Raw genomic sequence first — 23732 nt, 5'->3', positions numbered from 1 at the left:
GTATGAGCTCCCTTGTTGAGCAATACGGTCCGCGCGAAGCGATGGAATACGACGTAGTCATCGTCGGCGGCGGCCCGGCCGGCCTGTCAGCAGCCATACGACTCAAGCAACTGGCCGCCGAACAGGGCCGTGAGGTCTCCGTCTGCGTGCTGGAAAAAGGCTCCGAAGTCGGTGCCCATATCCTCTCCGGCGCTGTCATGGACCCGATCGCCATGAACGAGCTGTTTCCCAACTGGAAGGAACTCGGCGCTCCGCTCAATACGCCCGTCACCGAAGACCAATTTCTCTTCCTGACCGAGAAGAAAGCAACCAAGACGCCCGGCTGGGCCCTGCCCGCCTGCTTCCAGAACCACGGCAACTATGTGATCTCGCTGGCCAACGTGGTGCGCTGGCTCGGCCAGCAGGCCGAATCGCTCGGCGTGGAAATCTTCCCCGGCTTCCCGGCCGCCGAGGTGCTGTACAACGATGACGGTTCGGTCAAGGGCGTGGCCACCGGCAACATGGGCGTGGACCGCGAAGGCAATCCGACCGATGCCTTCCAGCTCGGCATGGAACTGCACGCGAAATACACCTTCTTTGCCGAAGGCTCGCGCGGCCATCTCGGCAAGCAGCTCATGACCAAGTATCACCTCAACAAGGACGCCGACCCGCAGACCTATGCCATCGGCATCAAGGAGCTGTGGGAAATCGACCCCAAGATGCACAAGCCGGGTCTGGTGATCCATACCGCCGGCTGGCCGCTCGATGCCGACACCTATGGCGGCTCCTTCCTGTACCACCTGGAAAACAACCAGGTCGCGGTCGGCTACGTGGTGGGTCTCGCCTATCAGAACCCCTACCTGTCGCCGTACGAGGAGTTCCAGCGCTACAAGACGCACCCGGAGATCCGCAAGTACTTCGAAGGCGGCAAGCGCATTTCCTACGGCGCGCGGGCGCTGACGGCCGGCGGCCTGCAATCGCTGCCGAAGCTGACCTTCCCGGGCGGGGTGCTGATCGGGTGCGATGCAGGCTTCCTGAATGCGTCGCGCATCAAGGGCAGCCATGCGGCGATGAAGACCGGCATGATGGCGGCCGAAGCCGCATTCGAGGCACTGGGCGCCGGACGCGCGCAGGATGAACTGACCGCCTATCCGGAAGCCTTCAAGACCTCCTGGCTGCATGAAGAACTGTACAAGGGCCGCAACTTCAAGCCGTTCATGACGCAGGGCCTGTACAAGGGTACGCTGATGGTGGGCATCGACCAGGTGCTGTTCCGCGGCAAGGCGCCGTGGACGCTGCGTCACAAGCACGCCGACCACGAATGCCTGCGCCCGGAATCGGACTTCAAGCCGATCGTCTATCCGAAGCCCGACGGCAAGCTGACCTTCGACCGCCTGTCCTCGGTGTTCATCTCGAACACCAACCACGCGGAAGAGCAGCCGGTGCACCTGACGTTGAAAGATGCGAGCGTGCCGGTCAACATCAACCTGGCGCAGTATGCGGGGCCGGAACAGCGCTACTGCCCGGCGGGCGTGTACGAGTATGTGCAGAACGATGCCGGTCAGGACCGCTTGCAGATCAATGCGCAGAACTGCGTGCACTGCAAGACTTGCGACATCAAGGATCCGACGCAGAATATCGTCTGGGTCACGCCCGAAGGCGGCGGACCAAATTATCCAAATATGTAATTTGGACATGACCGGCTAATTCCAGTCCAGGTTGAGAGAAAATTCAACCTACCGGTAGTTTGTTAAAGGCGGAGATAGAGGTTAATGCCGCACCCGGCCAGCAGGAATTCGTGTAGACCGTCGAGCTCGACCGGCGGGGGCTTGACGAAGCAGGTCGGCCACAAGCGCTCCAGCCAGAGCACCGGTGTCAGCCACGCTCTTACCGCGCGCAGCAGGCGCGGCCAGCGACATCGCATCTGCCCACTTGATCGTCGGATTTTTTTTTCGCTGACGCGTCGACTCGACCACTTCGTGCAGATGCACTTCGCGTGCCTCGTGCCACCAGCAAAACGCAAATGCACAACACACTAGTGTCCAGTGGCGGCGGATGGCACAGTCACTACGCACCATGAAGTCAGCCCAGCCCAACTCATTCTTCATTTGGCGGTAACTCTGCTCAATCCAATGACGCAATCCATACAGGCTGACCGTGCCTCGATTTCACATACAGCAGGAAATTTGATAATTTCTTGTTTGTACGGAGGATGCGATGGAAGAGAAGTCAGTACCGAAACGACAGTACACAGAAGAATTCAAGACCGAAGCGGCACGCCTGGCCGAGTCTGTCGGCCAGCATGAAGCTGCCCGTCGACTTGGCGTACCGGTGGCAACGCTGGGTAACTGGGTCCGCAGGCACCGCAAAGGACAGCCGCCTGTTCAGGCAGATACAGCCACCTCACTCAGGCGTCCAGTGAGCGAACTCGAGGCGGAGAACAGCCGGCTGCGCAAGGAGCTGGCCAGTGCCAAACTTGATATTGAAATTCTCCGAAAGGCAACGGCGTATTGTGTGTCACGAACGCAAGCGTGAGCTTGCGGTGCTGTACTGAAGATGGGAGTAGGCCTCCCGGAGTCGGCCTGCAGGGGCAGGCTTCAAACCACCCGGTGCTGCTGCGATCAAAAGACGTGGTGGTGAGCGACCGTGGAAACGTCATCCGGACAGGATGGCAGGTAAGTATTGAGAAGTTGAGCGAAAGCGAACCGACCGATGACGCATCGTTAGTGCTACAAAGTACTGTCAAAACCGCAGATTAGTACGCTTTGCGGGATGAATCGGGACGAGACCTGCTTACGGGCCCGGTGGCAGTCGGTGTAAAGGCGGCAAGAGCTCAATACAGGCTTTGGTATGGAACGTGAGAACCTTACCTCGGATGCAAAGGGAAATGACAAATGGCAGACACCATAAGGAAGAATACCGATGCCGGGGAAAGGGGCGGAGCTGCCCGTAGTAGTGACGAAGCCCTTGTAATGAGGGTGGAGCGAAGGGGCAGCGTTATCCGGCTGAAGACATGTCGCCAACTGGCTTGGCTGGGATGAGTGGCATGGATTCAGCGAAATCGTACAACATTGCAAAGCGAGACGTGTGGGAGGCGTACCAGCTGGTCAAGGCTAACCGCGGCGCTGCCGGCGTGGATGATGAAACCATCGCCATGTTCGAGCAGAATCTATCGGGCAATCTTTACAAATTGTGGAACCGTATGTCGTCGGGGTCGTACTTCCCGCCGGCGGTGAAGCAGGTAGAGATCCCGAAGGCTAGTGGTGGCACAAGAAAGCTGGGTATCCCTACGGTGTCTGATCGAATAGCCCAGACGGTGGTAAAACAAATGATCGAACCGATACTCGATCCGGTGTTCCATGACGATTCTTATGGATACCGGCCGGGTAAGTCGGCGAAACAGGCGATTGCGATAACGCGCAAGCGTTGCTGGCAATATGACTGGGTCGTTGAGTTTGACATCAAGGCGGCGTTTGATCAGATCGATCATGCCTTGCTGATGAAGGCAGTACGAGGTCACATCAAGGAGAGCTGGATCCTGTTGTACATCGAACGGTGGCTAACCGCTCCGTTTGAGACTGTAGAGGGGGCACAATTGCCTCGTATGCGGGGTACACCACAGGGCGGAGTAGTCAGTCCTATCTTGATGAACCTGTTCATGCACTATGCATTTGACCTTTGGATGAAGCGGAAGTATCCCGGGTGCCCATTTGCGCGCTATGCCGACGATGCGGTGGTTCACTGCCGTAGCGAGGCGCAGGCGAAATTGCTTATGCGAGCAATCGCAGCACGGTTGGAAGCCTGCGGATTGACGATGCATCCAGAGAAATCGAAGATTGTGTATTGCAAAGACAGTAATCGTACTGGCAAGCATCCGAACGTGCAGTTTACGTTCCTGGGTTTTACGTTTCGGCCCAGAGGGGCGCAGAGCAAGCACAACCGGCGATTTACCAGTTTCCTGCCGGCGGTGAGTAGTGCAGCGCTCAAGCGAATGCGAGCGAGGGTGCGAGAGTGGCAGTGGGCACGCCGTACCACGACGACGCTGGCTGAACTTGCTGAGCAATGTAACCCGACGATCCGGGGGTGGTGGAACTACTATGGGGCCTTCTATCAGGTGGCGATGCACGGCTTGTTTCGTTATATCGATGGCAAGCTAAAGCATTGGTCTCGGCGCAAATACAAAACGCTTGCGAGGCGCAAGCAACGTAGTGTGGAGTGGCTGCGTAAGATGAAGAAAGTTGATCCATGGAGGTTCTTCCACTGGCGACTCGTTGGGGACGATTGGGTAACGGGAGCCGTATGAGGCGAGAGTCTCACGTACGGTTCTGGGAGAGGCTTGGGGCGAAATTCCCCAGGTCTACTCACCTCGCGAAGGGGTCGCGGTGAAGTACGCCTGGATTGACGCCCACCGCGACGGGTACAGTATCAGCCGGCTGTGCCGGGTTCTTGGGGTGTCGCGCAGCGGCTATTGCCAGTGGAGAAACCGGCCACCCAGTCCAAGAGCGCAGGCCAATGCCGCGCTCGATGCCGAAGTAGCAGCGATTCACCAAACAAGCCGCCGCAGCTACGGCCGTCCCAGGATCGTGGCCCAGTTACGCGCACAAGGTAAGCGCATTGGCGGTGAGCGGGTGCGGCGCAGCTTGCAGCGGCAGGGGCTGCGTCCAGTCTATAAGCGGCCCTACCGGGTGACCACCGATTCCGATCACCGTCTGCCAGTGGCACCGAACCTGCTGGAGCGGCGCTTCGACGGCTGGTCTGCCAATCAGGCTTGGGTCAGCGACATTACGTTCATTGCCACGGGCGAAGGTTGGTTGTACCTGGCAGCGATTCTGGACCTGGCAAGCCGCCGGATCGTCGGTTGGTCAATGAGTGAGCGGATCAATGCCGACTTGGTGTGTCAGGCACTGCGTAGCGCCTGCTGGCAGCGCAAGCCGCCCCCTGGACTGATTCTACATTCCGATCAGGGCAGTCAATATGCCAGTTGGGCTTACCGGAAGCTGGCTGCCTCCTGGGGCTTGACAGTCTCCATGAGCCGCCGCGCCAACGCTTGGGATAATGCGCCGATGGAGAGCTTCTTCAAGACCCTCAAGGTTGAATGCATCTACCAGACCCATTACAAAACGCGAGCCCAGGCACGGCTGGATATCGTGGACTGGATCGAAGGGTATTACAATCGTCAGCGGATTCATTCCTCTACCGGATATCGCACTCCGGTTCAGGCTGAGGAAACGCTTATGGCTGCATGACTTGCTGTACGTGGAAACGAGGCAGGGTCAGGCGTACCACCTCGGCCAAGTCAGCCACATAGGACGGCAGATTGGTCGTCAAGTACCACGTCGACAAGGCTGGCCGTGTCCGCCTGTCAGTGGTGGCGCATATGGCTCGTTCCGCGTGGAAGGGACCGTAGCCCATGAATTCCAATTCAGCGGCCCACCATTGCTCGGTGTGGCCATCTCTAAAGTGGCGCGTGACCTGGTGCCAATCTCGCAGGCGCAAGTCGTGTAATGCGTAAGCGTCGGCTGAGAGCCGTGGTTGACGGCGACGTTGGGGTTATGCGTTTGCGGTGAAGGACGGGAGTTTGCCAGCAACGTTCCAAGGCAACAGGTCATCAATGCGGTTGATCCGATGGTCGGCAACGTGAGCCAGGACATGGCGCAGATAGGCTTCCGGTTCCACACCATTCAATTTCGCCGTGCCAATGAGCGAGTACATCGCGGCAGCACGCTCACCTCCAGAGTCGGCGCCGGCGAACATGTAGTTCTTGCGACCCAGGGCCACTCCGCGCAGCGATCGCTCGGCCGCCGAGTTATCCATCTCAATGATTCCATCGTCGCAATAGCGCGTCAGTGCAACCCAGCGGTTGAGCGCATATTGAATCGCCGCCGTAGTATCTGATTTCCTTGACAGCGTCGACACAGTCTCGCGCAGCCATACCTCCATTGCTTCAAGCAATGGCTTGGCCTCGGCCCGCCGTACTTGTAGCCGTTCTTCGGGATGCTTGCCGCGAATCGTTTCCTCGATTGCGTATAGCGCGCCAATGCGCCGCAGCGCCTCGCCAGTAATCGGCGATGGCCTTGCCTGCTCCAACTCGTAGAACTTGCGCCTGGCGTGCGCCCAACAGGCTGCCTCCTTGATCTGACCTGATTCGTAAAGAGCATTGAACCCGGCAAACCCATCTGCCTGAAGCACACCGCTCCAGTCCTTGAGGTGCTGCTGAGGATGAGCACCTTTGCGATCCGGCGTGTAGGCAAACCATACCGCTGGAGGATCCTGTGAACCACTGGGCCGGTCATCCCGCACATAGGTCCACAGCCGTGCCGTCTTCGTCTTGCCCAGGCCCGGTGCCAGTACCGGCAGCGGCGTGTCGTCGGCATGCAGCTTGGATGACGCACGCACATGGCGGCCAATGGCTTCGACCAGCGGAGCCAGCAGGTCACTGCATGCGCCGACCCAATCGGCCAGCAGTGAGCGCGAGAGTTCTACGCCTTCACGAGCATAGATGGCGGACTGGCGATAGAGAGGTAGGTGATCACTAAACTTGGCGACCAGCACATGAGCGAGCAAGCCTGGGCCTGGCAAACCGCGTTCGATTGGCCGGCTCGGTGCAGGAGCCTGTACGATGCAATCACAGCACGAGCAGGCGAGCTTGGGACGGACATGACGAATGACCCGGAAGCTGGCCGGCACGTACTCCAGCTGCTCGGACACATCCTCGCCTAGCTGGGTCAGCTTGCCACCACAGGATGGACAGTCCTGTTGTTCTGGCATATGGAGTTGTTCCTCGCGCGGCAAGTGCGGCGGCAAGGGCTTGCGCTGGGGCGGTGTACGAAATGGCCGTCCCTGACGTTGCGCGGCGCTGGCCGACTGCCCTTCGTCGGCCTGCAAGTCTTCCAGGCGCAATTCCAGCTGCGCAATCTGGAGATCGAGCTTCTCGGATTTGCGGCCAAACTGCATACGCTGCAGCTTGGCGATCCACAGCTTCAGATGTTCGATCTCGGCCTTGCGAGTGGAGAGCTGTTCACGCAACTCGCAAACGACGATGTCCTGTGTAGCCAGGGCCGCATCGCGCTCGGCAATCATGGCCTTGAGCGCGGCGATATCATCGGGAAGGTCGGCATGCGAGGACATGCCGAGAGTTTACGCAGATGTGAGGACGTTTACAAGGCCGACAGCGGGCGCTGGGTGCGCTCGGGACGGCGCCAGTCGATGCCCTCGAGCAGCATGGATAGTTGGGCAGGCGTCAGTGCAACGCTACCTTCGGTGGCTTGCGGCCAGACGAAACGTCCACGCTCAAGGCGCTTGGCCAGCAAACACAGTCCGTCGCCAGTCCACCACAGCACCTTGAGAAGGTCGCCGCGCTTGCCGCGGAAGACGAACACATGGCCAGAATAAGGGTCTTCGGCAAGGGCGGTCTGCACCTTGGCGGCGAGGCCATTGAAGCCACTGCGCATATCGGTGAACCCGGCTGCCAGCCACACGCGTGTACCCGCCGGCAGGCCCATCATCGACGCAACAGCGCCAGCACGGCGCGCAATGTCTTGGTATCAGCGCAACTGCCAATGCGTACGGTACAGTCGGCAAAGACAACCTCAATGCCGCTGGTGGAATCGGTTGCTGTGTCGGCAGCAGTCTTGGCTGCCACGACCTCCGTGGAAGGTGGCGAAATGAGCGTCACAGGTAGTAACGACGTACCTGTGCTCGGCTGATCGAACAAACCGGCAAGGTAGTGACGACGCCACTTAAAGAGCATATTGGCATTGATGCCGTGCTCCTGGGCCAGGCGGGATACGGAGATGCCGGCCTCACATGCTTGCTGCGCGAGGCGGCGCTTGAAATCGATGGGATGATTCGGGCGGCCCTTGCGAGAAGGCCGCTTAGCTTCATTGGACACTGTGGTTCCCACTACTCGTTGAACTGCTCCCCAAATGTTGGACATCATTTAGGGGAAATTCATGGGGAAGTACACGCTCAGGAAGAAGCTGGTAGCTGTCAGAAGCTACTGTTCTGGAAAGCTCGGGCAAAAAGCCGTTGCGAAACAATACAACGTGGATGTTTCGTCGCTACGTCAGTGGATTGCGGCGTACCGAGCGCATGGCATGGAAGGTCTTAAGGAGAAAAAACGAGAGTTCTACAGTGCAGAATTCAAGCTCGAAGTGCTACGCCGTGTTGAAGAAGAACGCTTGTCATATCGTCAGGCAGCTGCCTTGTTTGATATTCGAAAATTTGACATCATTGGCCATTGGAAGCGCCAATATGAGGAAGGTGGCGTCGAACTACTTTCCCGTGGCCCAGGCAGACGAAACAGACCGATGACAACGCAGTCCAATTACAAGCAGAAATTACAAGCTCACGACGATGACAAGCGTACGCGCGAGGAATTGTTGGAAGAAGTTAATCAACTCCGTATGGAGAACGCATACCTAAAAAAATCAGAGGCCTTAGCTCAGGAGAACAAGCAAACGATGCTGCGCAAAGAGCGCAAATCGTGCTTGAGTTAAGGCAGATCTATCCCTTGGCGAATCTGTTGAAAATAGCAGGCCTGGCACGAAGTACGTTCTACTATCAACAAAAAGCGCTACAAAAGGAAGATAAGTACGCAAACGTGAAGTGTAGGATCAAGGCGGTCTTCGAGAAAAACAAGGGACGGTACGGTTACCGCCGTATTACGGCCGCACTTCGGCAAGAAGGCACCCTGATCAATCATAAGGCGGTACAGCGTCTGATGGGCATGCTTCAACTGAAGTCACGTGTACGCATAAAGAAATATCGGAAGTACGAAGGTCAACTGGGCCATGTCGCTAAAAATATCTTGGAGCGCGATTTCAAAGCAGAGAGGCCTAATGAAAAATGGGTGACGGATGTAACTCAATTCAAGATCGGTGATCAGAAGCTATACCTGTCTCCGATTATGGACCTCTACAATGGTGAGATTGTGGCTTACGAAATGGCTAAACGCCCATTGTTTAACATGGTCGGTTCAATGTTACGTAAGGCGTTCACAAAGCTAAAACCTGAACCACGCCGGGAATCGTGGAGGCTAGTTGGTTTAAGTTAATACAGGTTCGGCGATGGCAGTTCTGAGTTGCTTGTAGTAGTTTTCCTCAGCTTCGGCGGGCGGGATATAGCCCAGCGGTTCCATGAGCCGGTGATGGTTATACCATGCCACCCATTCCAGGGTTGCGACTTCGACGGATTGCTTGGTTTTCCATGGGGCGCGGCGATGAATCAGTTCTGCCTTGTACAAGCCGTTGATTGTTTCAGCCAGCGCATTGTCGTAACTGTCGCCCCGGCTGCCGACCGATGGTTCGATCTTAGCTTCGGCCAGCCGCTCGCTGTAGCGAATGCTGAGATATTGCGCGCCCCTGTCAGAGTGATGTATCAGGGTTCCATTGTCGTCGGGTTGCCGGGCGTAGAGCGCCTGTTCCAGTGCGTCCAGGACGAAATCCGTGGTCATCGATGAACTCACACGCCAACCAACGATGCGACGCGCAAACACGTCGATGACGAATGCAACGTAAAGCCAGCCCTGCCAAGTCGAGACATACGTAAAGTCCGATACCCAGAGCTGGTTCGGCCGATCCGCCGTGAACTGGCGGTTGACCCGGTCCTGTGGTCGCTCAGCGGCCATGTCGGGAATCGTCGTGCGAATGCGCTTGCCACGCACCGCCCCACGCAGGCCCTGCAATTTCATTAGCCGAGCGACCGTACAGCGCGCCACCGCATATCCCTCTCGATTCATCTGCTTCCAGACCTTCGGCACGCCGTAGACCTGCATATTGGACTTCCAGACCCGCTTGATCTCCGGCTGCAGTGCTTCATCGCGCCGGGCGCGGGCACTGCGCTTGGATGCATCGCGAAGCTGGGCTGCGTGACGTCGATAACCTGACGGGGCGATCTGCAAAACCTTGCAGAGCGGCTCGACCCCGAACCTATCGCGATGGTGATCGACGAAAGACTTCAGGATTTGAATCGACGGTCGAGCTCCGCCTGGGCGAAAAAAGCGCTGGCCACCTTCAGAATTTCATTGGCACGGCGCAGCTCCTTGACCTCGCGCTCCAGCGCCTTGATGCGTTCCCGCTCGTCGGTGCTGACCCCGTCGCGCACGCCACGGTCGATTTCGTCACGCTTGACCCAATCCAGAAGCGTCTGGGCAGTGCAGCCGATCATCGGTGCAATCGTCTCGATTGCCGCCCACATCGACGGATGTTCGCTACGCTGCTCGCGCACCAGGCGTACAGCGCGCTCCCTGACCTCCGGGGAAAACTTGATCTGTTTCTTGTTCATGGCACCATTCTCTCAAATGTTGGTGCCTCCACAAAATCCGGTGTGGTTCAACCTACGGGCAAACCCATACTTCACTCAGATCAAGGTTGGCAATATCGAATGCCAGAATATCGTCGCTGCTTGGAGAAGCAAGAGATAACGCCGAGCATGTCCCGCAAAGGGAATTGCTACGACAACGCAGCAATGGAAAGCTTTTTTGGGACGCTTAAAGCCGAATACTTCTATCTCAATGACATCCGAGATATCGATGAACTGCAGTTAGGCATAAAGGAATACATCCACTATTACAACAGTGATCGTATTAAGCTTAAGCTGGGGGGTCTGAGTCCAGTGGATTTTAGAATTCAGGCCGGTCTGCTATAGTCAACCTCTGTCCAACGTTTGGGGGTCGGTTCATGTACTGGTGGACACCATCATCCCAGCATGGAGTGTCGATGGATAGACGTCGTTAAATGACCGCTTACGAACGAACGCATCCTGCTGCTCGAAGAGCAATTCCGCCTGGCCCAGAGCAAGCGCTTCGCCCCCAGCAGCGAGAAGCTCAAGGACCGCGTGTTCGATGAGGCCGAGCAGGCGGCCCAGGCAAACGCCAACAATGAGGATGGCGATGACGCATTCGTGTTGCCCGAAACCGGGCTGCCGCCGGCCGATGCGCCTGTACCCGCCAAACGGGGCCGCAAGCCCTTGCCGGCCAATCTGCCGCGTACGCGCATCGAATACGACCTGCCCGAAGACCGCAAGATCTGCCCCTGCTGCAGTGGCGCGCTGCACCGCATGGGTGAGGAAGTAACCGAGCAGCTGCACATTGAGGTCAAGGCCTCGGTACTGCAGCATGCCCGGTTGAAGTATGCGTGCCGCCATTGCGAGCGCCACGGCGTTCGCACCCCCATCGTGACGGCGCCCATGCCGGCGCAACCGCTGCCGGGCAGCCACGCGGGTGCGTCCATGCTCGCTGCGGTCACCACCGGCAAGTTCGTTGACGGCACGCCGCTGTACCGGATGGAGGAGGTACTGGCGCGTGCCAGGATCGCGGTCGGCCGCGGCACGCTGGCCAACTGGATCATCCGACCGGCCGAGCTGCACTACCAGCGGCTGGTCGATGCGCTGCGCAAGACGTTGCTGTCGCAGCCGCTCATCCATGGCGACGAGACGACGGTACAGGTGCTTAAGGAGCCGGGCCGTGCAGCGCAGAGTACGTCGTACATGTGGGTGTACCGCAGTGCCGAGGACTGCGCCGAACCGGTGGTGCTGTTCGACTACCAGCCGGGTCGCGGACAGCAATATCCGCAGGCCATGCTGGCCGGCTATGACGGCATGTTGATGACCGATGGCTACGCCGCCTGGCGCACGCTGGAGGGGCCGACGCAGTTTGGTTGCCTGGCCCATGCCAGACGCATGTTCATGGAGGCGCTCAAGGCACAGAAAAAGCCCGGCGGCCGGGCGGCGCAGGCGCTGGCGTACTTCCAGGCACTGTATCAGGTCGAGACGCTGGCCAAGGCGCAGGTGCCCGCAGGTCAAACGCGCGCGGACTACCGCTACCGGCTGCGCCAACAGCACAGCGTGCCGCTGCTTGATGCGTTCAAGGCATGGCTGGACGAGCTGGCACCGCAGACACTGCCTAAAAGCCTGCTGGGCAAAGCCATTGCCTATGCGCGCAACCAGTGGGATTACCTGAGCCGGTATGTGACGGATGGGCGAGCCGCGATCGACAACAACGTCATCGAGCGGGATATCCGCCCCTTCTGTACCGGAAGGAAATCATGGCTGTTCAGTGACAGTGTGGCCGGTGCGAAAGCCAGCGCGATGGTGTACAGCCTGATGCTGACCTGCCGCGCGTGTGGCGTCGAGCCCTACGAGTATCTGCTGCATGTGCTCACCGAGTTGCCGCAACGTTCCCCGGAGGCAGACGTCACAGACCTGCTTCCGTTCCGCTATGCCGAACAGCTCAAAGCCAGGGCGGCCACATCGTAGACTGAACGCGCCAATTACCCAGGCGATCCAACTGCCGATATCTGCTCATCGCCGATCAAAGCGATCGTCGCGATGCGTTCTCGCTCGCCCTTGATGCGATCGATTCTTAATCCAGTGTGGAGAAACTACCGCTTACCTTAGTTTGGTCTTAAGCTTGGACCAGCAGTTTTCAATGGGCGAGAACTCTGGCGAGTAAGGTGGCAGATAGATTAAGGTGGCCCCGACACCTTCAATGGCTTGTTCAATACCGGCGACTTTGTGTGCACTCAAGTTATCCATCACCACGACATCGCCTGGCCGCAAGGTCGGTATCAGAACATGATTGACATAAGTACGGAACACCGTGGCATCGGTGGCGCTATCGACGGTCATGACCGCTTCCAGGCCATGGCAGGACAACGCTCCCAGCACAGTCACATTGCGACCGAAGTTCTTTGGTACGGCATCCTCGACGCGAACACCAGGTGTTGCGCGCCCGCGGCGACGCGTCATGGCAATATTGCAGCCGGTCTCGTCGATAAACTTCAACCGGCGCGACGAATGGCGGGCTATCTTCCTGCGGTATTGGCGACGGGCCCGACGGACTCGCGGGGTATCTCTCTCACATGCATGGACGGTCTTTTTTTAAGCGGCATGCGCAGCCGCTGCAATAACCGGCAAAGGGTTGACCGGCTCACACGCACGCCGCTCAACTGGTCAACCTGATCGGCTAATTCAGCCAGCGTAATATCGGGCTGCTGTTCAACCAAAAGGCGAACATGGGCCTGTGCGGTGTCATCCAAGCGCGTGCTCGGGCCACGTCCTTGCTTTTTAGCAGCGGCATTGCCGGTGCAACGCACCCGCTGCAGCAACTTTTCCACGAACGATAAACTGACACCAAAGAACTCGGCAATTTCACGTTGAGAACCCATACCGCGTTCGTGGGCCTGCAGAATCTTCTGCCGCAAATCCAGAGAATAAGGAGAGGCCATGATCCGTCAAAGATATAAATGGCAACAATTCTTTGACAAGAAAGCCTATCGCGAATTCCAGATGAATTCATGCAACACGCTGTAGGGGCTATGGTGACAACGAAGGCCTTGGCCGCAGCGTTTCTACAATGGCAGATTGTTATTACTCGTCCCCCTGAACCTTACAGGCCATCTCCATACGCCATTGAAGCGTGCGGCTGGCTTTTCAGTTATTTGGCGAATTGCAATAAATTGGTAAATAAAGCGTTCAAAATTAACGCCTTTGCGATAGAACGTTGGATACGGTTTCGGAGCAGTATTGAATTTTGTTCGGATGCCGATAACGCGACATTATCCCTAGAGCATTTTCACGTTGACTTGCCATAGCCGGCATGGCGGATATATCGCTCACACTCATCCGGAGCGAAGGCGTCCATTAATTCTCCAATGACCGACCAGAGGTCCTCGATGGTGCGTTTGGCTGCTGCTCGCAGAGATGTTTTCATCTTGGAGAATACCTGCTCAATAGGATTGAAGTCTGGACTGTAGGGCGGCAGGTAACGCAATTGCGCACCGGCGGCGGCCATTGCCGCTTCGATGCCGGCCACCTTGTGTGAGCCCAGATTGTCCAACACCACGATATCGCCAGGGTGCAGCACCGGCACCAACACTTCTTCGACCCAAGTGCGGAATGTCTGACCGTTGATAGGTCCGTCGATCACCCAAGGCGCCACCAGGCCATCGCAGCGCAAGGCGCACACCACTGTTGTTGTTTTCCAGTGGCCATAAGGCGTCCGCCCAAGACAGCGCGTGCCAATCGGTGAACGTCCTCGGGTCGGCGTCATATTGGTGCTGGCCCAGGTTTCATCCAGGAACACCAGATGCTCGACTTCCAGTTCAGGTTGTTCTGCCTGCCAGGTCTGTCGGGCCTGCGCTACGTCCGGGCGCGTTTGCTCGGATGCATGGAGCGTCTTTTTTTAAGGCTGATGCCCAGTCGAGCCAGCGTCTTCCAGAGCGTGGAGATACCGACCCGCATCCCATGCTCGGCTTCGAGCCAGGCGCAGAGCTGCTTGAGGGTGAGATCATTGACGGCATTGACCTTGTCGATGAGCACCTGTTCGAAGCCGGTCAGTTTGAGGTGCCTGTGGCTGCACTGCACGCCAGGCGTGTCTTCGCCGAGGCGTCGTCGTCGGGAGCGCACTCGCGACACGTAGGAATGACTCACGCCAAAGCGAGCCGCGACTTCTCGGATACTGCCCTCGGCCCGCAATACGCGATCACGTAAATCTTGCCCATAGGCTTGACCAAGATGCCATGCCATGACAGCCCCCGCTTCACCGTGAGTGAGAGTTTGACTTCTTGGGCCGGCTGTAGATTCACCACTTTTAATGGTGCACCTCAACACGAAAATGCTCTAGGATGTCTTGTTCCGTACTTCTTCTTAAAGATATCTCTTGTATGAAGAAATTTCGGCTATTCCATAAAATAGCCGAAATTAACGAATTTAGGTGAGCACTATTCCAACATCCATCGCGCTATCGCTTTCGAGTAGAGTATTGGAAGTCCAGCTACCTGTTTGTGCGGCTTGCGTAGATCCTGGCAGTTCCATTTAAGCTCTGGACTTTTCATAGGACTTCAGAACGTATGCCTGACGCCGATGCTGGCTGCTCTGGCTCGAGGATCGCCGGTCACTGGGCCACCAGCGGCCGTTCCTGTTCCGAGTGAATAACTTGAGCCGTTCTGATTTTCGATAGACCCTACAGACGCATATACCAAGGTACGTTTGGAGAGCGCGTACTCTCCCCCGAATGCAATGGATGTTCCATCGCGGTCGATTGTCAATCCTTCACTGCGGTCGCGAAGGCGTATAACCTGCCCAATGAGTGTCAGGTTAGCCGTCGTCTGGAAACGCAGCCCTATGTTGTAGAGGTCGAATCTGGTTTCCTGCGGAAGTGCCGCCACAGCCGACGTCGCTGTTCTGCTGGTCTCCCGCAGATATCCAGCATAAACCTTGGCTTTTCCCAAAGCATAGCTGCCGCCTATGTTCATCGCTTTTTGACCACCGCGGTCAAACGCATCATTGTTCTCAATATAGACAACATTGAGATCCAGAGGGCCGTTTTGATAACGCAGGCTAGCTCCGGCTGCTCTGCCAGCTGCGCTATCGCCGGCAACTTCGCCGAATCCATAGATGAGCCGGGCTGACAGGCCACCAACGACTGGAGAGGTATAGAGCACGGAGTTATCTATCCGTCCGAGCGTGCCATACACCGAGAGTAACGGTGATGTGGCGCGCGCAGCGCCGGACGTCCGGGTGAGCGCCAGCAGGCCGCCGTTCATGGCCCACTGAAATGCATCCTGATTCAGCATCGAGTAGTAATACGGCGATTGATGCCGTCCCGCTGTTATCACTCCCCAAGCCCCTTCCAGGCCAACGAATGCCTGCCTGCCAAAAAGACGCCCGCCTTGCGTAAATGTTCCATTATCGACCGCAAAACCGTTTTCCAAATTAAAGACTGCCCTCACCCCTCCACCTAGATCTTCACTTCCCCGGAAACCGAGTCTGTTTCCCTGGTAGCCGCCCGATTGCAGGCGAGTCATTCCGCCATCGCCTTGCCGGGAATATTCCACCGCCGCATCGACCACGCCGTACACAGTCACGTTCGACTGGGCAAGGACATGGCCTGACATCAGACTGATAGCAGCGATGCCGCAGACAATGAGTCTGTTACGTAAGCATGGAATGCCGATCAAACTTCTTTTCATTGGTTCTCCTCGATTTAATATCGGTTTGTTTGAAATAGGTTTTCCGATGCCGTCCATTGGACATGGAACAGCCGCAAACCCGCGACCGGCATGAACGTCCTGTTCATGCCGATGAAGAAATTGACATTGAGTTCCGATGGTGGGTCAGGCCGCCGAACAAGCGGCGTCCGAAGTACAGTTGAGGCAAGGTGCCGCCGTGTGTATGGAGACGGCACACGTTGTTATTCGATGGTGGATGGTGGTCCGGAGCGACCAAACTCACCTGTCATGGAGGCTCACTGAAGTAGCCAAGCTATTTAGCCGAATTGATAACGGCGTGAACAGCGCGGGCTGATCAGTCCGCCTTCGCTCCGCTCTCCTTAACAACCTTGCTCCATCGTGCCAGATCCTTCTTGATAAGGTCGGAGAATTCGGAAGGCGAATTGAATGCCGGGATTAAGCCCTGCTGTGCAAGCGAGGCTCTTGCGGCGGGATCTTTGAGCGCGCGCGTCACATCGGCATTTATCTTGGCAATAATAGGTTCAGGTACGCCTGCGGGAGCCACCAAGCCGACCCAGATGTCCGCATAATAGCCGGGCAGACCGGATTCCGCGACGGTAGGTACATCGGGCAGCATCGGCAGGCGCTGATTGCCCGTCACTGCCAAGGCTTTGAATCCGCCGGTCTTGATATGGGGCAAAAGCGTATTGGAGGCGCCGAACATCACAGGCACCAATCCACTAAGAACATCAGTTACCGCTGGGCCGGCTCCTTTGTAAGGAACGTGAACCATCGGTACGTTTGCCATGGAAGAGAACATCGCGGCAGCCAGATGATGCGGTGTGCCTATGCCTGCGGAGGCATAGCTGAGCCCGCCATTGGGCGTAGTCTTGGCTGTGGCGATCAATTCCTTAACATTGTTGACCTTGAGCGATGGATTCACGACGAGCAACATGGGCACCGAACCCAACAGGGAAACAGGGGCGAAATCCTTGACTGGATTGAAGTTGACGCGAGAATAGAGGCTGGGGTTTATTGTCAACACATTATTCGCCGCCACCAGCAAGGTGTATCCATCCGCAGCGCTATTGGCCACGAAACCGGCACCGACGTTACCGCCGGCCCCCGGCTTGTTTTCAACAATTACCGGTTGGCCCCAGTACTGACTGAGCTTTTCACCGACGATCCGGGCAATCACGTCATTGCTGCCGCCGGGAGTGAACGGCACGATAAGCTTGACCGTCTTTTCAGGGAAGTTCGTTTGCGCTTGGCTGCCCGGTGTCACCGCGGCCAGGCAGAGCACAAGACTGGCCACAAGACTAGACACGCGCTTCGGGTTTCCCTTGGCATTGGATTGTTCGTATCGAAACTTCATCGTCGTCTCCTTATGTGTTAGCTATTACGTCGACTTAGGTGCAGCATGGTCGACGGCTAGCCGAATACGAGTAAAACCATGCGGTTATGCCGCAGTCGTTAAAGATCCGGTGTTTGCGTTTGCCCCATCGCGGGATTGCAATGCCGTTCCGTGCCGGTGTGCGGCGGCTCCACGAACGGTGTCGGCAATTAGCCCCGCATCAACGACTGCATTTCCGCGCCAGGCAACATGTCCATCCGGACGGACCAGGACCAGGCAACGTTCATAAAGCTGTTCGATGGTCGGGTCTGCAAGCCTAACCATGGATAACGGCACCTTTTTCTCGCTGAACGCTTTGGCTAGCTTGTCGATGTCGGAACAGGATGCAGAAGAAAACGCGACCAGTACGAAGTCCTTGCCGAACAAGTCCAGAGTCGAGCGACCATCAGGCAGCCATGCGTGCGGCGCGCGTGAGCCAGGGCGTGTCGTAGGCTGGTAATGGGAGTAATCATCGGGCAAAGGCGGCGTTCCATCCGGCACGCAGATCGGAGAATCCTCATACCGGTATCCGATCTGCAATCCGAGTGATTCCCATTCCACCCGGGTGGAGTCGCGCATGCGCTTGCCGATTTCACGCCGCACCCTCTCTCCTTCAGGCGTATCGTCGCAGACAGCCGCTGGGTCTGGCGCATCCAGCCATGCCCGGAAGTTCGCGCTTGAGAATTCGATATTGCGCAGGGCAATCGGGCGGCGCTCGATCTCATAGCTGTCGAGGAGCGCATCGTCGCCCCATCCTTGGAGGACGGCCTGCAACTTCCAGCCAAGATCCAGCACTTCCTGAATACCGGTGTTCATGCCCATGCCACCGGTGGGAGACATGGTGTGCAACGAGTCTCCCGCCAGGAGAACGCGGCCCGCCCGATAACGGTCGGCCAGCATTTCGCTGCGGCGCCAGGGGACCACGGAAAGTACCTCGAATGGAATGTCGCCGCGGCCGAATGCACGTCTGACATAGGCATCGGCATCGAATGTCGAAAGATCCAGCTTTTGCTCGGAACCCAATACAGTAAGCCGCCATATCTCGTTGCCGTCCACGACCGTCAGGTTGCCCCATGTTCCTTCGGGACCGACGAACAGATAACGCTCACCTTCGCCCATGCTGTGATAGTTAATCAGACCAGGAGCGCGCATCAAGATATTGACCGAATAGCTGAGAAGCTTTCCTTGCATGCCGATGTCGAGCGCTTCGCGTACCTTGCTCGCCGCTCCATCACAACCAATCAGATACTGGCTGCGCACTGTCACGGATTTGCCGGAGTCAAGCTCAGTCAATTGCGTATCCACGGAGGTTCCCTGGTCCTCGAACGATACGAACTGGTGGCGATATTTGATATTGACGCCGCGGCTCTCCCACGCGACGTCCGCCATGATAGGCTGCAGCCACATCTGCGGACAGCGCTGCTTTTTTTCCGGAGTTTCCGGCGGCGTTGGCGCTTCCTTCATGCTGGGATAAGCCTCTCGTTCCAGCACTAGGCCGTTCAAACTGGTACAGAACACCATGGAAAGGTCGTAGTCATCGGGAAAACCACAATTACGCACGCGCTCTGCAAATCCCCAGCGCCGGAACGCTTCCATTGTCCTGACCGCTACTAACCCAGTTCTTGGATGCTCGATCGTGCCGTCGCTGCGCTCCACCAGCATGCATTCGATCCCCCGGTGAGACAGCTCAATAGCCATGGCCAGACCCACCGGCCCGCCTCCCACAATCAATACCGGGACTTCAATCAAAGATTCCATGTAACAACTCCATTCCACGTTAATCGGCAAAGCGTCACATTGGCCGTCACGCATCTGCACATTCTCAGGGGTCTTGCACGAGAGGTTCTCGGCTTGGTTGGTAACATGGTCCCAGTTCCGGTTTATATCGTCCAATGGATATTGGAAAGGTATAGTATTGATGCTGTAAATATTTCACAGAAACCGGACGACCGAATCGTTGAAATCGAATAATGAATCTGCATAAGCTTGATCTCAACCTGTTGCCGGTTTTCGCGGCCTTATATCGGCAACGTAATGTGTCGCGGGCGGCTAACGAAGTCGGGCTGACCCAGTCAGCAATGAGCAACGCCCTCAGTCGATTGCGCAGCAGTTGCGATGACCCTCTTTTTGTGCGCACCAGAGGTGGAATGGTACCGACCGCCCTGGCCGATATCTTGGCAGGACCAGTCCTGGAAGCACTCCAGACTCTCGAGAACGGCTTTTCACAGCCCTTCGGATTCAACGCGGAGCATTCCGAGCGAACGTTCTCGCTCCTGATGTCCGACATTGGAGAAGCCGTCGTATTGCCCAAACTGATCCAGGCACTATATGCAACGACACCGGGCATAAAGATCCAGGCAATCCGTCTGCCGCGCAGCGAATACGCGCAAGCCATGGAAAGCGGGACCGCCGATCTAGCTGTCGGCAACTTGGATTTCCTCAAGGCGGGCTACTATCAGCAGCGCTTGTTTGATGACAGCTATTCATGCATCGCTCGCGCCGATCATCCAGTGATCGGTGCGGCTTTGCTACTTGAGCAATATCTGGCTGCGGGTCATGTATTCGTCAGGACCGGCAATACCGAGCCACTGGTGGAAAACGCGCTTTCGCAACGACACGCGCGGCGCAATATCCGGTTGGAGGTCGCGCAATACCATATTGCCGCAAAAGTGGTTGCAGAAACCGACTTGATCGCGAGCGTCCCACAAAATACGGCCCGAGGCCTTGCGAATCTTAAAGTGTATCCCTTGCCCTTCGACATGCCTACGGCGGAGGTGCGGCAGTTCTGGCATGAGCGCAACCACCACGATCCGGCCAACCAATGGCTGCGCAAGACGATTGCAGCTGTTATCGCATTGGACGCGAGCAAGACCAGCGTTGACTAACGGCGCGCGCCCATATACTTCGCGCGCGGTCGAAGCATGGCGCCGTTGAGCTGCTGCTCTACCGAATGGGCAATCCAGCCTGCGGTGCGACCGATCGTATGAATCAACGCCGCGCTACCCTTCGGAAAGCCGAGCGCGACACTGAGAGTTACCAATGCCGCGTATAGATTCGGGTATTGGCCATTTTCTCTATCAATCCGGTCAATGAATTCGAGCACACGCATTGCCGGCGCCTGAGCCGGAGTCAGCTGGCGGGCAAGCGACACAATGAGTTCTGCGCGCCTATCCCGTGCATATAACGGGTGGTAAAAGCAAGGCAAGTCGGCAGTCGGATAGGTCGACAACGCAAGTTGTTCGCCGTCGGCGCCTGCAGCGACATTGTCAAACATCCATTCCACTTCTTCCGTGCCGCCCACCTGCATGGGCCCCGACTGCACGTGAATGGCGCTTGCCACGCAGGCGCTCAGATCGGCACCGGTGGATGCGCAGATCCGTGCCGCGAACGTCGGTGCCGTCAATTCATTGTCTGCCGACAGCACCAGTGCGGCATTGATGGCACTCTCCGCAGCGACTGCGGCCGCGTTGCCATTGCCGCCGAGTTCGCGCACGAGCGTCCGGGCGATGAATTGTCCTGGGGGCGGGCATGCGAATCGTCTCTCCGGCCCCAATAGACCCGAGATACCGGAAAAGACTTGGATCAAGCGTGTTCCAGTCGCGATTGGGTTATGGTTCGTCTTCCCGTTGACGAGCCTGCCGGAAGCGCCCATGCGGGCTGCAGCCATCGCTAGATAGTCGGTGGCACGACAAGGCGACAGTTCTTTGCCCAACGCCTCCAGCCATACCGCCTCATCCTGATCGAGGCACAGGCTTGCCCACGCCACGTTGCGAGGGCTCTGGATTCCAGTCCAAAGCAGTTCAGCGACGGACTCGAAAGTGCGGCCATCCCGCGCCAGCTCTACCGCCAAATAACCTCGATAACGGGGGCCTTCGTCCGTAATTTCGCAAACCCATGTCTGCACAATCGGCTCACCATAGCGCAAGGCAGGTGCGGCACCAGTCGTCCCCCCAACGCGGTCAGCCGCACGGCTTTTCAGCTTTTCGACATCGGATTTCAGATATAACCGCCGGCGACTGTCGCCATGGGGCGCAGTCTTGATCAGGCCACGGCTCACGTAGGTGTACAGCGATTCCTTCTTGATCTCCAACAAGGCGAGTACCTCTTCACGCTCCAGATATTCCACATCGTTGATTTGACGGGCAAGCGGGCGCTGTGCCGTGGGGGCGTCCTGAAGACCCTGCGGCGTCGCAGTGGTCTTCGTAGTACGACGCCCGATGTTTGGCTTATGGTTTGTCGTTTTCACCTTCATAACTTCTTTCACTAGAGGCAGCAAGGACAGAGAATACATTGATATATAAATCGATCTATCAATGTATCGATCGATACTCTACTATACATCCATCCGATGTGCCGCAGGCAACCCAAGCGTTTCTAAGCGGCATCCACCCTTCGTCGCAAAGTCACATTAACGACTCATGGAGATCACGATGCAAGAAGCAGTCATCCAGTTTGATCGGTTGAAGCCGCAGTTCACAGAAACGAAGAAGAAACTCTCGCAGGCACGTCACCTCCCTGGCGAGGTCTACAGCTCTGCAGACATTTATGCGCTTGAGAAAGAAAAGATTTTCATGACGCATTGGCTTTCGATTGGACGCACCGAGGAAGTACCGAACGTCGGCGATTACATGACATTTCAGGTCATGAACGAGTCTATCGTGATATCCCGCCCTGCCCCGGACCAGATCTCAGTATTCATGAACCAGTGCTTGCATCGCGGCGTTGAAGTCGCATCCGGCTGCGGCAATGCGCAAGATTTCAGCTGCCCCTATCATGCATGGCTATACAACATTGATGGCACCCTAATATCCGCTCCCGGCATGAAGACCTGTGAGGTCGATCTTAAGGGCAGCGCATTACACCGCTTGCAAATGCGTATCTGGCGTGGTTGGATCTTCGTCAACTTCTCCGACAACCCCGTGCCGTTTGAAGATTTCATCGAACCGTACGAGCGCAACCTGTGGTGGTTCCAGACTGACCAGTGCAAGATGGCCGATAAAGTCGTTATCGATGTCGCCTGCAACTGGAAATTTCTAGTCGAGAACCTGATCGATATTTACCATGTCGGCGTCATCCACACGAGCACGTTCGGCGGCTTCGTCAAAGGAGAAAAGCTGAAGTTCAACCTGGAAAAAGATGGAGGCTGGCATACCAGCTACGAAGCCCGCCCACATTCCAAAGGCGGCAAGCAAGTATTCCCAACTCTGCCGTGGGCTACCAAAGCGCCGTCAGGCATCGCCTGTAAAGCCGGAATCTATCCCAACCTGAATCTGTCGATGCGAGCAGACAGCGTCCGCATGTGGCATGTCTGGCCAATTTCTCCAAGTAAGACACGCATCATCTGCTATCTGCTTTTTCCTGAAGCCGCCTTCTCCATTCCCAATTATGACGAAGAGCTGAAGAAATACCGCGAATTCGTGAAGCAAATTATCGCTGAAGACGCGGTCATGGTGGAATCGCTCCAGAACACTGCGGGCTCAAAGTTTTTCAAGTCCGGTCCAATGTCGCCGCTCGAAGAAGCGCTGCACCACATGGAAAAGCACTACATCGATTTGATGACAAACTGAAGAACTGTCGAGCAGGCCGCCGGCCGGCGGCCTGCAGGACGATAAGGAGACGGAAATGGTCGATGAATGGGACAAAGTCGCGCACATTGAAGAGATCGACGAAGGTGGAACGCTAGCCGCCGAGGTCGAAGACACTGAAGTTTGTTTGTACAAAGTCGAGGGCAAGGTATTTGCAACGACCAATAAATGTTCGCATGGCGAAGCCAGTCTGGCAGACGGAATGATCGTCGACGACTTTCTGATCGAATGCCCGCTACACGAAGGCACGTTCGATATTCGGACCGGCGCAGCAGTGGGTGCCCCTTGCAAGGCAGCTATTCGGTGTTTCGATGTACAGGTCAAAGAAGGCGTCATTTACCTGCGCCGGGAACCAGTCAACTGAATGCATACATAGGTAAGGATCATGAGTATAGTCATTGTCGGGGCAGGTCAGGCAGGCGGATGGGTTGCGCAAACGCTGCGCGATTCAGGCTTTAAGGGAGCCATTACGCTAATCGGCGACGAGCCGCACGCACCTTACGAACGTCCACCTTTGTCAAAGGGGCTCCTTAATGGCCGTGAAGCAGCCCCGACTTATGTGATCGATGAGAACACGCTGCACGAGCAGGACATCAACTTTGTTCGCAGCACAAACGTTGCATCCATTGATCGTGGAGCACGCAGTGTTACCTGTCAGGACGGCAGCACCTATTTCTATAACAAGCTCGTGCTGACAACCGGAGGACGACCACGTCCCCTGCCATTTTCTATGTAAGCGCCCAGCCATCCCACATTGACGGGATACCGAATCTACGAGCAGAAGTTTAGGCGGGCGTCCAGCGATGCGGCAGCAGTTCGGTGACA

21 protein-coding genes, 6 pseudogenes and 1 other annotated feature are annotated in these 23732 nt (G+C 56.9%); of the genes and pseudogenes, 12 read left to right on the top strand and 15 right to left on the bottom strand.

Annotated features, from left to right (window positions below; all coding sequences use genetic code 11):
* Nucleotides 1–2: 2 nt before the first annotated feature.
* Nucleotides 3–1667 (top strand): electron transfer flavoprotein-ubiquinone oxidoreductase, encoded by a 1665-nt coding sequence (locus IGW03_RS23680; protein ID WP_194725000.1) that lies wholly within the window; start codon nt 3–5, stop codon nt 1665–1667.
* A 62-nt stretch (nt 1668–1729) separates the two neighbouring features.
* On the opposite strand, the gene IGW03_RS23675 is transcribed toward IGW03_RS23680, so the two are convergent.
* Both IGW03_RS23675 and IGW03_RS39295 read right to left on the bottom strand, forming a co-directional pair.
* Nucleotides 1730–1903 carry a hypothetical protein gene (locus IGW03_RS23675; protein WP_194724999.1) on the bottom strand — a complete coding sequence of 58 codons (174 nt, stop codon included), beginning with the start codon at nt 1901–1903 and terminating at the stop codon, nt 1730–1732.
* 72 nt (nt 1904–1975) lie between these two features.
* Nucleotides 1976–2135: pseudogene (locus tag IGW03_RS39295) on the bottom strand (IS701 family transposase); the annotation flags it as partial.
* 61 nt (nt 2136–2196) lie between these two features.
* Here IGW03_RS39295 and IGW03_RS23670 point away from each other — a divergent pair.
* From IGW03_RS23670 to IGW03_RS23660, 3 genes and pseudogenes are all read left to right on the top strand, one after another.
* A pseudogene (locus tag IGW03_RS23670) lies at nt 2197–2478 on the top strand (transposase); the annotation flags it as partial.
* Between the two features lie 547 nt (nt 2479–3025).
* Nucleotides 3026–4282, top strand: a complete 1257-nt coding sequence (gene ltrA, locus IGW03_RS23665) for a group II intron reverse transcriptase/maturase (RefSeq protein WP_228536004.1) — start codon at nt 3026–3028, stop codon at nt 4280–4282.
* A 64-nt stretch (nt 4283–4346) separates the two neighbouring features.
* Nucleotides 4347–5225: pseudogene (locus IGW03_RS23660) on the top strand (IS3 family transposase); the annotation flags it as partial.
* Nucleotide 5226: 1 nt separating this feature from the next.
* Here the strand turns inward: IGW03_RS23660 and IGW03_RS39290 are convergent.
* The 4 genes and pseudogenes from IGW03_RS39290 to tnpA form a co-directional block, all read right to left on the bottom strand.
* A pseudogene (locus IGW03_RS39290) lies at nt 5227–5487 on the bottom strand (IS701 family transposase); the annotation flags it as partial.
* Nucleotides 5488–5529: 42 nt separating this feature from the next.
* Nucleotides 5530–7107 carry an IS66 family transposase gene (tnpC, locus tag IGW03_RS23655; RefSeq protein WP_194724998.1) on the bottom strand — a complete coding sequence of 526 codons (1578 nt, stop codon included), beginning with the start codon at nt 7105–7107 and terminating at the stop codon, nt 5530–5532.
* A 29-nt stretch (nt 7108–7136) separates the two neighbouring features.
* Nucleotides 7137–7457 carry an IS66 family insertion sequence element accessory protein TnpB gene (gene tnpB / locus IGW03_RS23650; protein ID WP_369122956.1) on the bottom strand — a complete coding sequence of 107 codons (321 nt, stop codon included), beginning with the start codon at nt 7455–7457 and terminating at the stop codon, nt 7137–7139.
* Nucleotides 7458–7480: 23 nt separating this feature from the next.
* Nucleotides 7481–7870 carry an IS66-like element accessory protein TnpA gene (gene tnpA, locus IGW03_RS23645; protein ID WP_323745018.1) on the bottom strand — a complete coding sequence of 130 codons (390 nt, stop codon included), beginning with the start codon at nt 7868–7870 and terminating at the stop codon, nt 7481–7483.
* 61 nt (nt 7871–7931) lie between these two features.
* Here tnpA and IGW03_RS23640 point away from each other — a divergent pair, with 61 nt between their 5' ends.
* Both IGW03_RS23640 and IGW03_RS23635 read left to right on the top strand, forming a co-directional pair.
* On the top strand, nt 7932–8477 hold the full coding sequence (locus tag IGW03_RS23640) for a helix-turn-helix domain-containing protein (RefSeq protein ID WP_194724996.1): 546 nt from the start codon (nt 7932–7934) through the stop codon (nt 8475–8477).
* Entirely contained in the window at nt 8396–9034 is a 639-nt protein-coding gene (locus tag IGW03_RS23635; protein ID WP_194725042.1) for an IS3 family transposase, read from the top strand. Before IGW03_RS23640 ends, IGW03_RS23635 begins: the two co-directional genes overlap by 82 nt.
* Here IGW03_RS23635 and IGW03_RS23630 read toward each other — a convergent pair.
* A protein-coding gene (locus IGW03_RS23630) for an IS3 family transposase (protein WP_194724995.1) occupies nt 9026–10263 on the bottom strand; the annotation gives its coding sequence in 2 pieces (ribosomal slippage) (nt 9026–9981 and nt 9981–10263; 1239 coding nt in all). The genes IGW03_RS23635 and IGW03_RS23630 overlap by 9 nt on opposite strands.
* Nucleotides 9866–9982: a sequence feature (AL1L pseudoknot), on the bottom strand. It overlaps the preceding gene by 117 nt.
* Before the next feature lie 51 nt (nt 10264–10314).
* Between IGW03_RS23630 and IGW03_RS23625 the strand changes: the two are divergent.
* Nucleotides 10315–10626: pseudogene (locus tag IGW03_RS23625) on the top strand (IS3 family transposase); the annotation flags it as partial.
* A 105-nt stretch (nt 10627–10731) separates the two neighbouring features.
* Nucleotides 10732–12234: pseudogene (gene tnpC / locus IGW03_RS23620) on the top strand (IS66 family transposase); the annotation flags it as partial.
* Nucleotides 12235–12366: 132 nt separating this feature from the next.
* On the opposite strand, the gene IGW03_RS23615 reads toward tnpC (IGW03_RS23620), so the two are convergent.
* From IGW03_RS23615 to IGW03_RS23590, 7 genes are all read right to left on the bottom strand, one after another.
* A complete protein-coding gene (locus IGW03_RS23615) occupies nt 12367–12786 on the bottom strand; it encodes an IS630 family transposase (RefSeq protein WP_323745019.1) in 420 nt (139 codons plus the stop codon).
* The gene (locus IGW03_RS23610) at nt 12783–13205 is read right to left on the bottom strand and encodes a helix-turn-helix domain-containing protein (RefSeq protein WP_194724994.1); all 423 of its coding nucleotides are present in this window, start codon (nt 13203–13205) and stop codon (nt 12783–12785) included. Before IGW03_RS23610 ends, IGW03_RS23615 begins: the two co-directional genes overlap by 4 nt.
* Before the next feature lie 347 nt (nt 13206–13552).
* Complete coding sequence (locus tag IGW03_RS38265; protein ID WP_228536010.1) at nt 13553–14080, bottom strand: IS630 family transposase; 528 nt, start codon at nt 14078–14080, stop codon at nt 13553–13555.
* Between the two features lie 38 nt (nt 14081–14118).
* Entirely contained in the window at nt 14119–14505 is a 387-nt protein-coding gene (locus IGW03_RS38260; protein WP_228536002.1) for a winged helix-turn-helix domain-containing protein, read from the bottom strand.
* Between the two features lie 314 nt (nt 14506–14819).
* A complete protein-coding gene (locus IGW03_RS23600; RefSeq protein WP_194724992.1) occupies nt 14820–15950 on the bottom strand; it encodes a porin in 1131 nt (376 codons plus the stop codon).
* 334 nt (nt 15951–16284) lie between these two features.
* Nucleotides 16285–17304 (bottom strand): Bug family tripartite tricarboxylate transporter substrate binding protein, encoded by a 1020-nt coding sequence (locus IGW03_RS23595; RefSeq protein ID WP_194724991.1) that lies wholly within the window; start codon nt 17302–17304, stop codon nt 16285–16287.
* Between the two features lie 84 nt (nt 17305–17388).
* A complete protein-coding gene (locus IGW03_RS23590; protein ID WP_194724990.1) occupies nt 17389–19080 on the bottom strand; it encodes an FAD-dependent oxidoreductase in 1692 nt (563 codons plus the stop codon).
* Between the two features lie 212 nt (nt 19081–19292).
* Between IGW03_RS23590 and IGW03_RS23585 the strand changes: the two genes are divergently transcribed.
* Nucleotides 19293–20207 (top strand): LysR family transcriptional regulator, encoded by a 915-nt coding sequence (locus IGW03_RS23585; RefSeq protein ID WP_194724989.1) that lies wholly within the window; start codon nt 19293–19295, stop codon nt 20205–20207.
* Here IGW03_RS23585 and IGW03_RS23580 read toward each other — a convergent pair.
* Nucleotides 20204–21574, bottom strand: a complete 1371-nt coding sequence (locus IGW03_RS23580) for a citrate/2-methylcitrate synthase (RefSeq protein WP_194724988.1) — start codon at nt 21572–21574, stop codon at nt 20204–20206. The genes IGW03_RS23585 and IGW03_RS23580 overlap by 4 nt on opposite strands.
* A gap of 178 nt (nt 21575–21752) precedes the next feature.
* Between IGW03_RS23580 and IGW03_RS23575 the strand changes: the two genes are divergently transcribed.
* Genes IGW03_RS23575 through IGW03_RS23565 form a run of 3 tightly spaced genes read left to right on the top strand, consistent with a single transcriptional unit; the run spans nt 21753 to nt 23643 of the window.
* Nucleotides 21753–22889, top strand: coding sequence for an aromatic ring-hydroxylating oxygenase subunit alpha (locus tag IGW03_RS23575; protein ID WP_194724987.1), 1137 nt, complete (start codon nt 21753–21755; stop codon nt 22887–22889).
* Nucleotides 22890–22944: 55 nt separating this feature from the next.
* Nucleotides 22945–23271: a non-heme iron oxygenase ferredoxin subunit gene (locus IGW03_RS23570; protein ID WP_194724986.1), complete on the top strand. Its 327-nt coding sequence runs from the start codon at nt 22945–22947 to the stop codon at nt 23269–23271.
* Nucleotides 23272–23292: 21 nt separating this feature from the next.
* Complete coding sequence (locus IGW03_RS23565; RefSeq protein WP_194724985.1) at nt 23293–23643, top strand: FAD-dependent oxidoreductase; 351 nt, start codon at nt 23293–23295, stop codon at nt 23641–23643.
* The last annotated feature ends 89 nt before the right edge of the window (nt 23644–23732 follow it).

It is taken from the genome of Noviherbaspirillum malthae (assembly GCF_015352985.1).
In the GTDB taxonomy this organism is placed as follows: domain Bacteria; phylum Pseudomonadota; class Gammaproteobacteria; order Burkholderiales; family Burkholderiaceae_D; genus Noviherbaspirillum; species Noviherbaspirillum malthae.
Note: the sequence above shows the minus strand (reverse complement) of the source record. Positions and strands in the feature narration are given on the sequence as shown.

What these genes read in the sequence shown, in the direction of transcription:
- IGW03_RS23610 (WP_194724994.1), bottom strand. Translation starts at nt 13,205, where the DNA reads ATGGCCTCTCCTTATTCTCTGGATTTGCGGCAGAAGATTCTGCAGGCC.
- IGW03_RS38260 (WP_228536002.1), bottom strand. Translation starts at nt 14,505, where the DNA reads ATGGCATGGCATCTTGGTCAAGCCTATGGGCAAGATTTACGTGATCGC.
- IGW03_RS23640 (WP_194724996.1), top strand. Translation starts at nt 7,932, where the DNA reads ATGGGGAAGTACACGCTCAGGAAGAAGCTGGTAGCTGTCAGAAGCTAC.
- IGW03_RS23680 (WP_194725000.1), top strand. Translation starts at nt 3, where the DNA reads ATGAGCTCCCTTGTTGAGCAATACGGTCCGCGCGAAGCGATGGAATAC.
- IGW03_RS23570 (WP_194724986.1), top strand. Translation starts at nt 22,945, where the DNA reads ATGGTCGATGAATGGGACAAAGTCGCGCACATTGAAGAGATCGACGAA.
- ltrA (WP_228536004.1), top strand. Translation starts at nt 3,026, where the DNA reads ATGGATTCAGCGAAATCGTACAACATTGCAAAGCGAGACGTGTGGGAG.
- IGW03_RS23565 (WP_194724985.1), top strand. Translation starts at nt 23,293, where the DNA reads ATGAGTATAGTCATTGTCGGGGCAGGTCAGGCAGGCGGATGGGTTGCG.
- tnpC (WP_194724998.1), bottom strand. Translation starts at nt 7,107, where the DNA reads ATGTCCTCGCATGCCGACCTTCCCGATGATATCGCCGCGCTCAAGGCC.
- IGW03_RS23675 (WP_194724999.1), bottom strand. Translation starts at nt 1,903, where the DNA reads ATGCGATGTCGCTGGCCGCGCCTGCTGCGCGCGGTAAGAGCGTGGCTG.
- IGW03_RS23575 (WP_194724987.1), top strand. Translation starts at nt 21,753, where the DNA reads ATGCAAGAAGCAGTCATCCAGTTTGATCGGTTGAAGCCGCAGTTCACA.
- IGW03_RS23600 (WP_194724992.1), bottom strand. Translation starts at nt 15,950, where the DNA reads ATGAAAAGAAGTTTGATCGGCATTCCATGCTTACGTAACAGACTCATT.
- IGW03_RS23585 (WP_194724989.1), top strand. Translation starts at nt 19,293, where the DNA reads ATGAATCTGCATAAGCTTGATCTCAACCTGTTGCCGGTTTTCGCGGCC.
- IGW03_RS23580 (WP_194724988.1), bottom strand. Translation starts at nt 21,574, where the DNA reads ATGAAGGTGAAAACGACAAACCATAAGCCAAACATCGGGCGTCGTACT.
- IGW03_RS23595 (WP_194724991.1), bottom strand. Translation starts at nt 17,304, where the DNA reads ATGAAGTTTCGATACGAACAATCCAATGCCAAGGGAAACCCGAAGCGC.
- IGW03_RS23590 (WP_194724990.1), bottom strand. Translation starts at nt 19,080, where the DNA reads ATGGAATCTTTGATTGAAGTCCCGGTATTGATTGTGGGAGGCGGGCCG.